This window comes from Streptomyces marispadix, from assembly GCF_022524345.1.
Classification (GTDB): domain Bacteria; phylum Actinomycetota; class Actinomycetes; order Streptomycetales; family Streptomycetaceae; genus Streptomyces; species Streptomyces marispadix.
On record NZ_JAKWJU010000002.1, the window covers coordinates 4,170,629 to 4,185,631 of the forward strand.

Here is a 15,003-nt window from a genome sequence, read left to right on the forward strand (position 1 = left end):
GCAGGCGCCCGGCCTCCTCCCGCACCGAGTCCCGCACCGAGTCCCCCATCGGAACCCGGCACCGAGTCCCGCATCGGGGCCGCGCCGGACCCCGCACCCCCGTCCCTACGACCGAGCACCGATCGATCCCGAGCCGCAAGCACCACTCGCACCGGAGGCCAACCGTGTCCGAGGAGAACTCCGCCCAGAACAAGGGCGGTTCGTACGACTACGACGTGATTGTCATCGGTTCCGGCTTCGGCGGTTCCGTCTCGGCGCTCCGCCTCACGGAGAAGGGGTACAGCGTCTGCGTTCTGGAGGCCGGGCGCCGCTTCACGCGCGAGACCCTGCCCAAGAACTCCTGGGACACCAAGAACTACATCTGGGCTCCCGCGCTCGGCCTCTACGGCATCCAGCGCATCCACGTCCTCAGCAATGTCATGATCCTGGCAGGGGCGGGGGTCGGCGGCGGTTCGCTGAACTACGCCAACACCCTCTATGTGCCGCCGCCCGCCTTCTTCAAGGACCGCCAGTGGGGCCATATCACCGACTGGCAGGAGGAGTTGAAGCCCTACTACGACCAGGCGCGGCGGATGCTCGGCGTACGGCTCAACCCGACGATGACGCCTTCGGACGAGCATCTGAAGACGACGGCCGAGCGCATGGGCGTGGGCGACAGCTTCCATATGGCGCCGGTCGGTGTCTTCTTCGGCGACGGCGAGGACGCCGACGGCACCTCGACCGTGAAGCCGGGCGGCGAGGTGGCCGACCCGTACTTCGGCGGAGCAGGGCCCTCGCGCCGCGCCTGCTCGGAGTGCGGCGAGTGCATGACCGGCTGCCGTCACGGGGCGAAGAACACCCTCAACGAGAACTACCTCTATCTCGCGGAGAAGGCGGGCGCCGAGGTCCGCGCGATGACGACCGTGCGCGGGATCGAGGAACTCCCGGGCGGCGAGGGCGAGTCGGCGGACGGCGGTCCGGGCGGTGGCGGGTTCGCCGTGACCTGCGTCGCCACGGACAAGCGCAAGAGCCCCCGCACGGTGCTGCGTTGCCGCAAGGTGGTCGTCGCCGCCGGTACGTACGGCACGCAGACGCTGCTGCACCGTATGCGCGACACCGGCACCCTGCCCCGGCTCTCCGAGCGGCTCGGCGAACTCACCCGTACCAACTCCGAGGCCCTGGTGGGTGCGCAGACCATCGACCGGCGCTACCGCAAGAAGTGGAAGGACGGCCGGAAGCTCGACTTCACACGGGGCGTGGCCATCACCTCGTCCATCCATCCCGACGAGCACACGCACATCGAGCCCGTCCGCTACGGCAAGGGCTCCAACGCGATGAGCGCGCTGACCACCCTTCAGGTCAACCACGAGACGAAGCTGCCCAAGCTGCTGGGGCACCTGGTCACATGTCTGCGGCACCCCAACCTCTTCCTGCGGTCGCTCTCGGGCCGCAAGTGGTCCGAGCGCATCATCATCGGCCTGGTGATGCAGACGCACGACAACTCCCTGACCACGTACCGGAAGGAGAAGGGCCTCGGGAAGGGCCTGCTCACCGCCCGCCAGGGCCATGGCGCGCCCAACCCGGCCTACATACCGGAGGGCGCCGAGGCCGCGCGTCATCTCGCGGACGAGATCAACGGCTTCCCCGGCACCAACCTGGGCGAGCTGATGGGCATGCCGCTCACCGCGCACTTCCTCGGCGGCTGCCCCATCGGCGCGGACGCGGACAGCGGCGTCATCGACCCGTACCACAGGCTGTACGGCCACCCGGGCATCTCGGTGGTGGACGGCTCCGCCGTCTCCGCGAACCTGGGGGTCAACCCGGCGCTGACCATCACGGCGCAGGCGGAGCGTGCGATGTCGCTGTGGCCCAACAAGGGCGAGGAGGACGCCCGTCCGGAACAGGGCACCCCCTACGTACGCATGGCGCCGGTGGCACCGCGCGAACCGGTGGTGCCCGAGGGCGCGTTCGGAGCGCTGCGGCTGACGGTGCTGCCCGTGCCGGAGGTCCCGGCGCGCAAGCGTGAGACGGCGGGCAAGGGCGGCGACGCGGACTAGCCGCCTGGGCCCTCGTGACGTGCGAAGGGCCCCGTGGCGCCGGCCGGGTGGGGCGGCGTCGCGGGGCCCTTGGCGTTCAGCACGGACGTCAGGGCAGCGCCCGAGCTGAAGAAGCGGCACCGGGGGGTTGTGCCGCTGGGCCGTCGGGGCCGCGGCAGCATGCTGCGCGGCCGGTCAACGGCTGGACCTGCAACGGGAGTTCGTGTGCATCGTGCTGGACGGGCACGTGGTGCGCAAGGTGTGCGACCCGGTTGCTCACGGCATTCGTACCGGCTGGCCGGAACTTTTACCGCGGCTCGCAAATCTCCCGAGGATCTTCCTGAACGGAGGCCGGTGAAGAGGCCGAGGGCGCGGTTAGAGTTCCGCGGAGCGGCCGGTCCAGGGCGTCCCCGGGACCGGCCACTCTCTCCCCGTACGGGGAGAGTCGGTGACCGGGCTGCTGTCCCCTGCTGACCGGTCACGCGCGCCGGAGCGAGGTCCCACGACACTTCCGTCTCCGCCCACGGGAGGAACGGGCGTCTCATCGCTTGGGCGCGTCCCCGAACTGCCGGACGTCCGGCGCGTATCGGGGTCACCGGGACCAACGAAGCTTCTTGTCGGGCGGTCACGCACCGTACGGGTGACCGCGGCGATCCGGAATTGCCGCCTTGTGTGAACCGCCTTGTGTGAACGCCCGCCGCCCGGCGGGGATTTCACAGCGCGCCTCGGCACAGCGCCAGCAGCGTCATCGCGAGCTGGGTGCCGGGGCGCCCCAACTCGCCCCGGTAGCGGTCGAGGATCTCCATCTCGCGGGCGAGGTGCACGCGGCGTCCGCCCGCCTCGATGCGGGCCCGCTGGATGCCCGCCGATACCGCTCTGCGCTCCTGCACGAGCGCGATGATGCGGGCGTCCAGTTCGTCGATGCGGGAGCGGGCGCCGGTCGCGTCGCCGGTGGCGGCACCGTCGGCGGTGCTCCCGTTCACGTCCGCGGCGCTTGCGGTGCTTCCGGTGCCTCCTGTGCTCGCCGGGCTTGCTGTGCTTGCTGTGCTCCCGGCGCCCGTGGCGTCCGGGATGCTCGCCGCGTCTGGGCTGCTCGCTGTGTCCGTGGTGGTCGTGGCGTTCACGGTGTCCATGTCTCCGTCCTCGGGGCTCGTACGCAAGCCGGAGCCCTGGACCGCGCGGCCCGTGGGAGCGGAAACAGCGAGCGCCCCGGACCTGTATCGGCCCGGGGCGCCCGGTGAGTCGCTCGTCAGTGGTTCAAGCAGCTCGACCTCGGCAGCCGGACGGGCCGGTGCCATAGGTAAACCAGAAGCCGGTGGCGAGGTGCTGCTCGAACATGCAGGACAGTATGCACAGCGCCGCCTCGATGACCAAGCGGGGCCCCCGGGGGCCGCGAGCGGGGGCGGCCGGACCTCTGCCGCCGCCCGTTAGAATCGGCCATACGAAGTGAGCATGCGCTCCGCGCTCCGGTAGGCGTCACGCCGTCCGTACGCGCCCATGCCGTCCACGCTCCCGTACCACCGCCGCAAGGCCGAAAGGCAGCCGCTCCGTGGCATCAGCGCCCGACCCTCGGGGCTCAGGCTCCCCGGAATCCGCCCCCGCCGCCTCCTCCTCGCAGGCACCGGACTCGCCGGAGGCACCGGCCTCGCCGGGCACGACGGAGACCGTGCTCGTCGTCGACTTCGGTGCCCAGTACGCGCAGCTCATCGCCCGCCGCGTGCGTGAGGCGCGGATCTACAGCGAGGTCGTCCCGTCGACCATGCCGGTCGAGGAGATGCTGGCCAGGAAGCCGAAGGCGGTCATCCTCTCCGGCGGTCCCTCGTCCGTCTACTCCGAGGACGCCCCTTCCCTCGACGGCGCGCTCTTCGAGGCGGGCGTCCCGGTGCTGGGCCTGTGCTACGGCTTCCAGCTCATGGCGCAGTCGCTCGGCGGCATCGTCGACAACACCGGCAGCCGTGAGTACGGACGTACGGACCTGTCCGTCACCAAGGGCGCCTCGACCCTCTTCGAGGGCACACCGTCGCACCAGCAGGTGTGGATGTCGCACGGCGACGCCTGCTCCGCCGCCCCCGAGGGCTTCACGGTCACGGCGTCGACGGACACGGTCCCGGTCGCCGCGTTCGAGAACGACGAGCGCAGGCTCTACGGCGTCCAGTACCACCCCGAGGTCATGCACTCCACCCACGGCCAGCAGGTCCTGGAGCACTTCCTCTACCGAGGCGCCGGGCTCTCCCCGACGTGGACGACCGCGAGCATCGTCGACGAGCAGGTGGCCGCGATCCGCGAGCAGGTCGGCGGCAGGCGGGCCATCTGCGGGCTGTCCGGCGGCGTGGACTCCGCGGTCGCCGCCGCCCTCGTGCACAAGGCCATCGGCACCCAGCTCACCTGCGTGTACGTCGACCACGGGCTGATGCGCAAGGGCGAGACCGAGCAGGTCGAGAAGGACTTCGTGGCGGCCACGGGCGTACAGCTCAGGGTCGTCGACGCCGCCGACCGCTTCCTGTCCGCACTGGCCGGGGCATCCGACCCGGAACAGAAGCGGAAGATCATCGGCCGGGAGTTCATCCGGGTCTTCGAGCAGGCGCAGGCGGAACTCGTCGCCGAGGCGGGCGCCGCCGGCGAGGACGTCGCCTTCCTGGTGCAGGGCACCCTCTACCCGGACGTCGTGGAGTCCGGCGGCGGCACCGGCGCGGCCAACATCAAGTCCCACCACAACGTTGGCGGCCTTCCCGAGGACCTGGACTTCGAGCTGGTCGAGCCGCTGCGCAAGCTTTTCAAGGACGAGGTCCGCATGGTCGGCCAGGAACTGGGCCTGCCGGAGGAGATCGTCCAGCGGCAGCCGTTCCCCGGGCCCGGCCTCGGCATCCGCATCATCGGCGAGGTCACGCGTGAGCGCCTCGACCTGCTGCGCGAGGCGGACGCCATCGCCCGCGAGGAGCTGACGGCCGCGGGCCTCGACCGCGACATCTGGCAGTGCCCCGTGGTGCTGCTGGCCGACATCCGCTCGGTGGGCGTGCAGGGCGACGGACGTACGTACGGGCATCCCGTGGTGCTGCGCCCCGTCTCCTCCGAGGACGCGATGACGGCGGACTGGTCGCGCCTCCCGTACGACGTGCTGGCCCGCATCTCCACCCGCATCACGAACGAGGTCGCGGGCGTCAATCGCGTCGCCCTCGACATCACGAGCAAGCCCCCGGGGACGATCGAGTGGGAGTGAGGGGGAGCGGCGACCTACCCGTCGACACCGTCAACGAGGCATCGTCTGCTCACACCTTCGTGTGACTGTGTACCGCTCCCGCCCGCTACGGTGAGCTCGCGGCAGAGGATCCCGTTCATGGGAGGAACCATGACCTCCTCCAGGGGTCGAAGGCGCCAAGTGCCGTGTCCCCGGCCCGGGTTGCGGGTCGGGGACACGGCCGTTCAACGGTGCCCGGCGCGCTGCCTGGTCGGCGGCTGCGGCGCCGGGCGTGCCGCTGCGTCAGCGAGGCTTCAGCAGGGCCTGATCTTCCACACCGGGGTCCAGGACGCGGTGCCGGTGTCCTTGGCGCGGTTCGTCCAGCGCAGGCTTCCGTTCCGGTTGTAGAAGCGTGCGACCGTGCCGGACGTCTGGTTGTTGTTGAAGGTGCCGTTTCCGATTCCGTAGAAGTTGTACGTACCGCAGCGGTAGTAGTCGTAGCGCTTGCCGCGGCCGTCGACGATGCACAGGTGCCCGTGGCGGCACGAAGGGGCGCTGCTCGCCCGGGAGCCGGTCTCGCCGCGGGCGGGGAAGGTGACGGTTCCGCCCTTGAACTCGACCTTGTTCGCGGAGATCTGGCGTGCCCCCGAGTCCTTGGCCAGGTAGCTGTCCACCTGCCGCTGGAGCTGCTGCGCCTGGCTGCCGGACGGCTGCTGCGGCGCCGCGGTCGCGGTGCCCGCCAGTGCCGTACCGCCCACCAGTGCGGCCGCTGCCGTCATCACGGCAAGGGTCCTGCGCGGTGACTTGTTCACTTTGTTCCCCCTCCAATTGGGCTCTCCGGCAAGCCACTCACTTGATGGCGGCCCGTCCCGGAGTCGTCACCCATCGTGCTGGCGAGGGTGGTATTGATGAAAGGGGAAACTGAGGCTCTTACAACGCAAATTGATACAGTATCCGGTATGGGGGCAAACGGGGTGGATGGGTCGAATGGCAGAGGGGGCCGCAGGACGGCGACCTGGGGGAGCGATCCGAGTGTTCACCAACTGCGGCTGTTCCTGGCGCTCGCGGAGGAGCTGCACTTCGGGCAGGCGGCGAAGCGGATGTTCATCAGCCAGCCCGCGTTCAGCCGGCAGATCACCGCGCTCGAACGACGCATGGGCATCGGCCTGTTGGAGCGTTCCACGCGGCGTGTGGAGCTGACGCCGGAGGGCCGCGCGCTGCTGCCCGTCGCACGCGCGGCGGTCGAGGCGGCGGACCGGCTCCGCAAGGCCGCCGAGCTTCAAGCGAGGCATGTGAGCGGGCGGTTGAGGGTCGGGTTCGTGGGGGCGGAGGCGGCCATGCCGTACACCCAGCGGATCCTCACGGAGTTCCGCAGCCGCAACCCCGACTGCGCCGTCGAGATGTGCGGCCTGGATCTGGCCGGGCAGGTCGAGGCGCTCACGGGCGGCGACGTCGACGCGGCCTTTCTGCATCTGCCGTTGCCTGCCGGCATCCGCACGCTTCAACTGGCCGCGGAGCCGAGGGTGGTGTGTCTGCCCGTCGGAGATCCGCTTCTCGATCGTCCGCAGCCGCTCGCCCTGTGCGACCTCGGCGAGCGCGTCTTCGTGGACGTCGCGGGGGAGTCGGTGCGCGAGTGGTGGGACCACTGGACGGTCAATCCACGTCCGGACGGTACGGCCGTGCGCTTCGGACCAGTGGTCACGGGGCTGGAGTCGCTGCTGCTCGCGGTGGCGCAGGGCGAGGGCATCGCGCTACTGCCCGCCGCCGCCCGGGAGTTGTATCCGCGTCCGGGCCTGGCGTACGCGGACATCGCGGGTCTGCCGCCGGTCACCGCCGCGCTCGCCTGGCTGCCCGCGTGCGGTGAGTGGCGGAGCGTGGCGGCGCTGCGGCAGGCCGCCCGTGCGGTGCTGCGCGCGGGCAGATGCCCGAGTGCCGCTCCGCGCAGGCGCGGTGGCGGTGGTGCGGCGCCGGCGGCGCGGCGGGTGCGGCTCCCGGGGCAGCGACGGCCGCTGGTGTGACGGTGCCTGTGCCTGTGCCTGTGCCGCGGGGGTGGCGACCGCCGGGCGTACGGGCGCAGGGGGCGCGTATGTCCGGCACCCGCCGCCGGTTCCGCCGCGTAGGCCGGGCGGCCCTCAGGTGCCCGACTTGCCGTCTATGCGCTCGCGCAGCAGATCGGCGTGACCGTTGTGGCGTGCGTACTCCTCGATCATGTGGACCAGGATCCAGCGCAGCGAGACGGTGCCGGCGCCCATGACCGACGCGTACCGTTCAGGGACCTGGCCGGAGTCGTCGAGGGAAGCGGAGGCGGTGAGTTCACGGCCGCGATCGACCTCGCGCTGCCAGGTCGCCATCGCCTCGTCCATGCCGCGCTCGGGCGTGACCGCGAACCCGTCCCGGTCGCCCTCCTCGTAGATCGGCGGCAGATCCTGGCCCGCGAAGATCCGCTGGAACCAGTTGCGTTCGACCTCCGCCATGTGCTGCACAAGGCCCAGCAGTGTCATCGCGGAGGGTTCGACGGACCGCTCGCGCAGCTTGTCGTCGTCGAGATCGGCGCACTTGAGGGTGAGCGTGGCGCGATGAAAGTCCAACCAGCTCTCCAGCATGGTGCGTTCGTCGGCCTGCGGATGAGGAAGCCGGCGCTGCGGGTGCCCTTCGAGGGTCGTCCTGGTCATGGGCCCAGCCTGGCATGGAAGGCTCCTTCCGGGGCCCGGTCCGGTGACTTCGGCGAGCGGCTCCGGTCCTCACTCCGCAGGGACTTACGCACACGGAGAGACGTCGAACGACCGGCTCCACCGGCTCCAACGGGCCCACCCGCTCCAACGGTTCGTACGACCCCGAAGGCGGCCGGGTCAGCCAGCGGAACGCTCGCCGGGCGCCAGATCCTTCGCCGGGCGTCCCGCAGCCCACACCCACATGGCGAAGCCAGCCGCGAAGCCCAGCATCGTCACCACCCCGCGGGGGTGGAAGATGTGGCTGTCGAAGAACGACCAGCAGCAGATGAGCAGCACCGCCGTCCCCGGCAGCACGCGTGCCGCCCCGTAGCGGACGCACAGCGCCACCGACGCCGCCGCCACGGCGACGGTCAGGCACCACACGCCTGCCTGCCCCAGCGCGTCGCCGGTGTGGAAGAGCGGGTTGACGACTTCGCGCCGCCGGTCGCCGCCGTGCTGTTCGGCGATGCCCGCGCCGATCCCGGCTACGGCGTCGAGCCCCGTGTAGAAGGCGGCGTAGCCGAATGCCGCGGCCCAGGCGACGACGGTCGCCGCCCCGGTGACGTCCCGGCGTGGCCTTCCCCACAGCGGCAGCACCAGGCCGAGGGCAAGCAGCGGCCAGACGGGCAGCAGCCAGATGTGCAACTCGGCCCAGTGCGCGGCGTTGTGGGGCCGCAGGCCGCCGGGGTGCCCGAGTCCGAATCCGGCGAGCACGAGGGGCGCGGCGACGACGAGCGCGATGTCGCGCACGAGACTGGCGGGCCGGGGGAGCCGACCGGGGCTGCTGGGGCTGGTCGCGGACATGTCCGTGATGGTAGGGCGGCGGCGCCGCTGTGGCGGGTCCTCGTGGTGCGACGTCACAGAAGGGAAAGAACTCGGACGGTGGCGAACGGACCGCGCGTCCACAGGCCCCCTGCCCTGGTCGCCCGTGCCGGACGAGGCGACCCGAACGAGCGGCGGTTCGCGCACCCGGACATCGCACCCCAAAGCCGCCCGGTCACCCAACCCCCTTGCCCCCGCGCCGAGTTCGGGTGTGATTCCCCACGCTCATCCATGGAGCCGATTCGGCCTCCCGTACGTCGTATCCTCGTACTGTTATCGGCTATGCACTCTCAGCATCCGTCTCGTGATCGAGGCGCCCGTCGAGTCTGGAGATAGACGAACGGATGGAATGTGCACGACTGTCAGACGCCGAACTCCTCCCGCTCATAAGGGAGGAGGGCGAGTCGTACCGCGAGGCGCTCCGTGAGCTGGAGCGACGGCACCGCGATGCGGTGCGGGCGTTCGCCGCGGTGTGCGCCGTGGACGCGGAGGCGGCCGAGGAACTGGCCCGCAACGCGTGGCGCCGTGCGACGACGCTGCGGGAAGGCGTGTCCGTAGGGGCGGTACGGCCGCACGCGCTGTGCTCGGTGCTGCGTACGACCGCCGACTGGGCCGGGACGGCCAAACGGGGCGAGCTGCACGACGAGTTGGTCACCTGGATCCAGACCTATGTCTCGGAGGGAAGGGGCGACTCCTCCGCCGACGACTTCCCCCGTACGTCCATGGCGGCGCGTGCCTTCGGCTCGCTGCCGGACGCGAGCCAGACGGTCCTGTGGCACTACACGGTCGAGTACGACGGCGTGGCGAGGGTCGACCAACTCCTCGGCGGCGGCACCGAGGAGGTCTCCGTCCTGGAGAGACGGGCGCGCCGGGAGTTCTACAACGCGTATGTGCGCCTCCACGAGGAGGAGATCGAGCACGACGAGTGCCGTCGGCTGCGGCGCACGGTGCTCGCCTACGCGGACCAGAAGTCGATCGAGACCGCCGCCGAGCTGACTCCGCATCTGGAGTGGTGCGCGCACTGCTCGCAGGCGGTCGACGACCTCGGGCTGATGCGGGTGCACTGCGGGGCGCTGCTGGCGGAGGCGCTGCTTCCGTGGGGCGGCCCGGAGTACGCCGCGTCCAGCCTCCCGTCGTCCGCGGCCGGGGCGCTGCGCGGCGGGAACGGCGCGGTCTCGGGTGCCCGCGACGGGGCGGCGGACAGCGGGGCCCGTTCCCGTTCCGGCGCCGGTGCGGGCGGCGGGGAGCGTTCGTATGAGAGCAGGCTGACGGGCCGTGCGCGGTCGGCGCTCGCCGGATGGGCGGGACGCCTCGCGGATCTGCGGACCGCGGCCTTAGCCGGGGCGCGCGGAGGCGAGCCCCGTCCGGGCGACGGGCGGCGGCGTTACCGGACGAAGCGTGTGATGCAGAGCGCGCTGGTGGTGACCTTGTCCTCGCTCGTCGTCGCCGTCGCATACACAGGGGCGTTCCGCCCGGGGGCGCCGCAGAGCAGCGCCTCGCCGCCCGCGCGGGGGGCTTCGCAGACGCCCCTGCCGCCGTCGGGGGCGAAACCGACCACGGCGACGGCCACCGCGACGTCGACCGTCACCACGACACGGACCGCGCCGCCACCGCAGAACGGCGGCGGGCAGGGCGGCACAGGGAAGCCGCCCGCCGTGGTGCAGCCCGTGAACGCGGCGCTGGAGTGGCTCTTCGACACCGTCAACGGCACGACCGCGGCGGACACTTCGGCCAACGGCATCGTGGGCACGCTCTTCGGCGACCCGCTGCCCAAGGCCGTCGCCGGTGCCCTGGAGTTCAACGGGGCACAGGACGTCTCCGCGGACGGCTCCGTCCTCGACACCGAGCGCAGCTTCTCCGTATCGGCCCGCGTGCGGCTGCTCGACAAGGGCGGCCCCATGACCGTCGTCAGCCAGGACGGCTACGACGTCAGCGGCTTCGCGCTCCGGTACGACGTGAACGAGGACCGCTGGGCGATGAGCATGAGCGAGGACGACTCGCAGGACGTAGAGACGGACGTGGCACTGTCCCGCACGTCGCCCCGCGCCGGTGTCTGGACCCGACTGACCGGCGTCTACGACGACTCGGGCGACGAGATAAGGCTCTACGTCGACGGACGGCTCCAGGACACGGTCAGCCACGACGGCGACTGGCCGGCGGAAGGCGATTTCACGGTCGGGCGGGGCCTGTTGGACGGCGGACCGTTCCAGCAGTTCAGGGGAACCGTCGACGACGTACGGGCCTACGACCGTGCGCTCTCGGGGCGCGAGGTGCTGGGGCTCGGCGGGGCGTGACCTGACGGCGACGACGGTCGCCGACGGTGGACGACGGCGCGACGGCCGCCGGTTGCCCTTGCTGATGCCGGGTGTCCACGAGTCGAGGCACGGGTGGCGCCGGCCGGGCGCCGGTGCGTGCGGTCCGGCGGCCGGTCAGCCGTCGGAGCTGCTCCGCGTCCCCCGCCGGGCGAAGGCGTCCTTGCTGCCGCCGTCCCACTCGACGGTGAGCTTGTCACCGGAGCGGACCGCGTCGCCTCCCAGCTCGCTGTCGGCTTTTCCGTTGGCGCACTTGAGGGCGAGCCTGAAGACGGCGCCCGACTTGCGTGCCTCGCCGACGCCGGGACAGGTGCTCAGCGCTCCCGGCCGGTTGTAGGAGACGGCCTGCTTGCCGGCGGACTTCCCGGACCGCGCCACCTTGCCGATCGTCAGCACCGCGCCGCCCTGCGAACGCCACTGGCCGGTGTAGTCGCCGCCGCCCGCGCCGTCTCCGGGGCGTCCTGCGCCTTCCTCGCCTTCCTTGCCGCCCTTGCCGTTGTCGTCGTCACCGTCCTGGGCGCCGCCCGACTTGCCGCCCTCGGGGCGCTCACCGGCGGAGGAGGAACCGGCCGGTGCCTCCTCGCTCGCACCGGCGCCACCGCCCGACTCGCCCTGGACCATGTAGTACACGCCCCCGGCCGCGAGCAGCAGCCCGATGAGGGTGCTGACGACGAGGACGGTGAGCCTCGACTTCGAGCGGGCCTCCTGCCGGGTCACCACGGGGCCGTAGCCGTACTGCGACATCCCCCGGCCGCCCCCGCCGTAGCCGTACGACTCGTCGTAGCCGTAGGGGGGAGGGGGCGGCGGCGGTGCCTCCCAGCGCTCCCAGGGCTCCCACGGCGGCTGCGCGGTCGGCTCCCACGGCGACTGCTGCTCGGGGGGTGGCTCCGGCGGCGGCTGCGGAGGCAGCCGGCGGGAGTCGGCGTCCCAGTAGCCGAAGCCTGCCGTGGGCGGCTGCGGCGGCGGCTGCCGCGACGGCCTGGATCTCGGCGGCATGGGCCTCGGCGTCGGCTGCTGCGGTATCGGTGGCGCAGGAGGCCGCTCCCCCTGGACCGAGGACTGCCGTAACGGTCCTGCGGTGGCTCAGTCATAGCGAACACCTCTGCGCACGTGCCCGCAGCCGCCCGGGACCTCGGCTGGCCAGATGGCCCGAATTCCGCCCTGGCCGGTCTCGTTCGGCTACGGGCCCGCCGCTTCTACACGACAAGTGAGCGGGCCACGTGACTCATCCTCCGTCATCGGGACGCCGCCCCGCAGCCGAAACGGGAGCAAGTGTGCGGTACATCGGCAGTGCGTGCGGGATTTCGGGGGCTGTTTCCGGCCGGTTCCGGTCCGGTTCCGCGGCCGGTTCCCGTACGGGTGCGGTGCCGGGAGCCGGGAGCCGGGAGCCGGGAGCCGGGGCCGGACGAGCCGCATGGTCCCGGTAGCAGCGAACTCCCGTAGTCATAGCCCCGGTTCGGGCCGGGGCGGGTCTTCGGGCACCGAACAGGTCTCGGGTGGGGAACAGGTCTCGGGCCTGGAGCCGGGAGTCCCGCGCCGGTCAGACGAGGCGGCGCGCGGCTGCCCAGCGGGTGAGTTCGTGGCGGTTGGAGAGCTGGAGCTTGCGCAGCACCGCCGAGACGTGCGACTCGACCGTCTTCACCGAGATGAAGAGCTGCTTCGCCACTTCCTTGTACGCATAGCCCCGGGCGATGAGGCGCAGCACCTCGCGTTCGCGCTGCGTGAGCCGGTCGAGGTCCTCGTCGAGCGGCGGGGCGTCGGTGGAGGCGAAGGCGTCGAGTACGAAGCCCGCGAGGCGGGGCGAGAAGACGGCGTCGCCCTCGGATACGCGGAAGATCGCGTCGACGAGATCGGCACCGGTGATGGTCTTGGTGACATAGCCGCGTGCGCCGCCGCGGATAACGCCGATGACGTCCTCGGCGGCGTCCGAAACGGAGAGGGCGAGGAAGCGCACGGGAGAGTCCGCGGCACCGGACAACGAGCTGCTGCGGCGCAGCACTTCGACCCCGCCTCCGCCCGGGAGGTGCACGTCCAGCAGGACCACGTCGGGCCGGGTGGCGGTGATGACGGAGACGGCCTGCTCCACGTCTCCGGCCTCGCCGACGACGTCGACGCCCGTCTCGTCCGTACGTCCGATCTCCGCCTGGACGCCCGCGCGGAACATCCGGTGGTCGTCGACGAGTACCACTCGCACCCGGCGGGACGAGGAGTGAGCCGCGTCGGTCCCCGCGGCCGGGGCGGTTCCCGGTTCGGTGCCCGCGGCCGGGGCGGCGCCTGTGCCGGGTCCGTGCGCCGGGTCGTTCGTACGGCCTTCGGCGTTCACATCGGAAGCCGGTCCCGTGCCCGTGTCCGGGCCGCCGTCTCCAGCGGTGCCTGGTGTCTCGTCCGTCACGACTCGGCCGCCCTCTCCATCTCCAGCTCCACCTCTGTCCCCTCGCCCGGCGCCGACCGCAGCCTGGCCGTACCCCCGTGACGCCGCATGCGGCCGACGATCGACTCGCGTACGCCCATGCGGTCCTCCGGCACCGCGTCCGGGTCGAAGCCCGGCCCGCGGTCGCGTACGGAGACGAAGACCGTACGGCCCTCCACCTCCGCGAAGACCTGGACGGCTCCTCCCCCGGGGGCTCCTGCATGGGCCGCGGCCCCGTCGCCACCGTACTTCGCGGCGTTCACCATCGCCTCGCGTGCGGCCTGGATCTGGGCGTCCAGCCCTTCGTCGAGGGGACAGTCGCCGACGCAGACGACCTCGATCGGCACCCCGTGGTCGTCCTCGACCTCCGCCGCAGTCGACTTGACGGCTTCGGAGAGGGTCTGCGGTCTGCGGTCCTCCTCCTTGCCGTTCCCGCGCGGCCTGTACAGCCAGTTGCGCAGCTCCCGCTCCTGCGCCCGTGCGAGACGGGCGACTTCGCGGGGGTCGTCGGCGCTTCGCTGGATGAGCGTGAGGGTGTGCAGCACCGAGTCGTGGACGTGGGCTGCGACTTCGGCCCGTTCCTGGGCGCGGATGCGCATCAGGCGTTCCTCCGAGAGGTCCTGCATCATCCGTACGAGATACGGGCCCGCGAGCAGCGCGACCCCCACGAGCACGGCGAGGGCGGCCTGAAGTACGGGACCGAGACGGCTCGCCGAGCCCTGCACCACGACGATCCCGCTCACGCCGACCGCCACCAGCACCACGCCGGCGGCGCTGCGCGCGATCGGTACCAGCCCCCGGCGGCGGGTGACTTCGGCCCAGTGCGCACGTCGGGCGTCGTCGGCCTGGCGCCAGACCAGGACGACCCCGAGGCCGATCAGCAGCACCGGCCAGAGATAGGTGTTGACCCTGCCGAACTGGAGGTTGTCGGCGATCACGGCCGCGCCGACGAGCAGTGCCAGTACGGCGAAGAGCTGGCCCTTGTCGGGTTTGCGCACGCGGAGCCGCGCCCAGCCGTAGGCGTCCTGGCTGTCCGGTGTGCCCTGGGCGTCCTCGCCGTGCCATCCGGGCGTGGAGCCGGGCGGGGCGCTCTTGCGCCCGGTGCCTCCGAGGGCACCCGTACCGGCGGCCCCGACGGTGGCGCCGGAGCCTGCCGTGCCGGTGTCCACGCCGCCGGTGCCCAGCGGCACCACGAACCAGAACGCCGCGTAGAGCAGCACGCCCAGCCCGTCCGTCACCGTGAGGGCGACGAAGACGATCCGCACCCAGGAGACCGGCAGGCCCAAGTGGCCTGCCAGGCCCCGCGCCACGCCCCCGAGCATGCGTCCTTCGGCGCTGCGGTAGAGCTTGCGCAGCGGAGGCGGCGGGGCGTCGTCGGCGGGCGGGCCGCCGCCGGCCGCGTGTGCGGCTCCGACGCCGCCGGCGGTCGACGAGGCGGGGGTCATGCACCGATCGTCACACGTTCGTGAGTGATGAGACATCAGGGTGGACCCTGATCCCTTCCCGTACGTGGCCGTAGAGCTCTTCCCGTACGTGGGCGTGGGGCGGCGCCTGCGCG

At 71.8% G+C, this 15,003-nt stretch carries 11 protein-coding genes; 4 read left to right on the top strand and 7 right to left on the bottom strand.

The features are described from left to right. Positions 1–164: 164 nt before the first annotated feature. On the top strand, positions 165–2,036 hold the full coding sequence (locus tag MMA15_RS17575; protein ID WP_241060917.1) for a GMC oxidoreductase: 1,872 nt from the start codon (positions 165–167) through the stop codon (positions 2,034–2,036). 692 nt (positions 2,037–2,728) lie between these two features. Here MMA15_RS17575 and MMA15_RS17580 read toward each other — a convergent pair. After that, positions 2,729–3,148: a chorismate mutase gene (locus MMA15_RS17580; protein WP_241060919.1), complete on the bottom strand. Its 420-nt coding sequence runs from the start codon at positions 3,146–3,148 to the stop codon at positions 2,729–2,731. Between the two features lie 533 nt (positions 3,149–3,681). Between MMA15_RS17580 and guaA the strand changes: the two genes are divergently transcribed. Further along, entirely contained in the window at positions 3,682–5,232 is a 1,551-nt protein-coding gene (gene guaA / locus MMA15_RS17585) for a glutamine-hydrolyzing GMP synthase (protein ID WP_241063257.1), read from the top strand. 272 nt (positions 5,233–5,504) lie between these two features. On the opposite strand, the gene MMA15_RS17590 is transcribed toward guaA, so the two are convergent. Continuing rightward, positions 5,505–5,969: a hypothetical protein gene (locus MMA15_RS17590; protein ID WP_241060920.1), complete on the bottom strand. Its 465-nt coding sequence runs from the start codon at positions 5,967–5,969 to the stop codon at positions 5,505–5,507. A 195-nt stretch (positions 5,970–6,164) separates the two neighbouring features. Between MMA15_RS17590 and MMA15_RS17595 the strand changes: the two genes are divergently transcribed. After that, entirely contained in the window at positions 6,165–7,208 is a 1,044-nt protein-coding gene (locus MMA15_RS17595) for a LysR family transcriptional regulator (RefSeq protein WP_241060922.1), read from the top strand. Between the two features lie 114 nt (positions 7,209–7,322). Here MMA15_RS17595 and MMA15_RS17600 read toward each other — a convergent pair whose 3' ends face one another. After that, on the bottom strand, positions 7,323–7,862 hold the full coding sequence (locus tag MMA15_RS17600) for a DinB family protein (RefSeq protein WP_241060923.1): 540 nt from the start codon (positions 7,860–7,862) through the stop codon (positions 7,323–7,325). A gap of 177 nt (positions 7,863–8,039) precedes the next feature. Beyond that, the gene (locus tag MMA15_RS17605) at positions 8,040–8,705 is read right to left on the bottom strand and encodes a hypothetical protein (protein WP_241060924.1); all 666 of its coding nucleotides are present in this window, start codon (positions 8,703–8,705) and stop codon (positions 8,040–8,042) included. A gap of 362 nt (positions 8,706–9,067) precedes the next feature. Here MMA15_RS17605 and MMA15_RS17610 point away from each other — a divergent pair, with 362 nt between their 5' ends. Continuing rightward, positions 9,068–11,017, top strand: a complete 1,950-nt coding sequence (locus tag MMA15_RS17610; RefSeq protein ID WP_241060926.1) for a LamG domain-containing protein — start codon at positions 9,068–9,070, stop codon at positions 11,015–11,017. A 135-nt stretch (positions 11,018–11,152) separates the two neighbouring features. Here MMA15_RS17610 and MMA15_RS27945 read toward each other — a convergent pair whose 3' ends face one another. The 3 genes from MMA15_RS27945 to MMA15_RS17625 form a co-directional block, all read right to left on the bottom strand. Further along, complete coding sequence (locus MMA15_RS27945) at positions 11,153–12,031, bottom strand: hypothetical protein (protein WP_277400357.1); 879 nt, start codon at positions 12,029–12,031, stop codon at positions 11,153–11,155. A 544-nt stretch (positions 12,032–12,575) separates the two neighbouring features. Beyond that, a complete protein-coding gene (locus MMA15_RS17620; RefSeq protein ID WP_372498351.1) occupies positions 12,576–13,358 on the bottom strand; it encodes a LuxR C-terminal-related transcriptional regulator in 783 nt (260 codons plus the stop codon). 65 nt (positions 13,359–13,423) lie between these two features. Next, positions 13,424–14,890: a PspC domain-containing protein gene (locus MMA15_RS17625; protein WP_372498262.1), complete on the bottom strand. Its 1,467-nt coding sequence runs from the start codon at positions 14,888–14,890 to the stop codon at positions 13,424–13,426. Positions 14,891–15,003: the final 113 nt, after the last annotated feature.